At 41.7% G+C, this 986-nt stretch carries 1 protein-coding gene; it reads left to right on the top strand.

All coding sequences use genetic code 11. The features are described 5' to 3' along the window. Window positions 1-5: 5 nt before the first annotated feature. On the top strand, window positions 6-986 hold a 981-nt coding region (locus tag CWB66_RS20020), incomplete at its 3' end, for a M3 family metallopeptidase (RefSeq protein ID WP_252371805.1).

The following is a 986-nucleotide window of genomic DNA, read 5'->3' as shown; positions in this document are numbered from 1 at the left end:
TATTTATGAGCAACCCATTAATTGGCCTTGAAGGCTTACCACCATTTTCAAAAATAAAGCCTGAGTACGTAGTACCAGCACTTAAAGACGGTATTGAGCTTTGTCGTAAAGCCATTGATGACGTACTTGCAAAAGGTTCGTACACGTGGGATGACTTAGTATTACCCCTTGAAGAAGCTGACGATAAATTATCGCGCATGTTCTCCCCTGTATCGCATTTAAATTCAGTAATGAATAACGACGAATTACGCGAAGCTTACGAGCAGTGCTTACCGTTAATATCTGAATATTCAACATTTGTAGGTCAGCATCAAGGTTTATACAACGCGTATAATACGCTTTATAACAGTGACGAATTTAAAACGCTGACTACAGCACAACAAAAAACAATTACTAATGCGCTACGTGATTTTAAATTATCGGGTATTGCATTAGCGCCGAAGCAGCAAAAACGTTACGGCGAAATTAGCGCGCGTTTATCAGAGCTTGCCTCAAAATTTGGTAACAACGTAATGGATGCCACACTTGCTTGGCACAAACATATTACTGATGAGAGTGATTTAGCAGGCTTGCCAGAATCTGCTTTAGCACTTGCAGCTGACACAGCAAAAAGTAAAGAATTAGATGGTTGGTTATTTACACTCGATTTCCCGTCGTATTTACCAATTATGACTTATGCAGATAACCGCGAGCTTCGCAGAGAAACCTACACTGCGTTTTCTACCCGCGCATCCGATCAAGGCCCTAACGCCGGTGAATTTGATAATTCTGATATTATGAGTGAGGAGCTTGCGCTTCGCCATGAACTTGCACAGTTACTAGGATTCAACAGCTACGCTGAAAAATCACTGGCAACTAAAATGGCCGAAACACCGGCGCAAGTATTCTCGTTTTTAGAAGACCTAGCGGCTAAATCAAAACCACAAGCAGAGCAAGAAGTGGCAGAGCTAAAAGCTTACGCTGAGCAAAAGCATGGTATTTCTGAA

The organism is Pseudoalteromonas sp. S558, from assembly GCF_005886635.1.
Lineage (GTDB): Bacteria > Pseudomonadota > Gammaproteobacteria > Enterobacterales > Alteromonadaceae > Pseudoalteromonas > Pseudoalteromonas aliena.
This window is presented reverse-complemented; position numbering and strand designations above follow the sequence as displayed.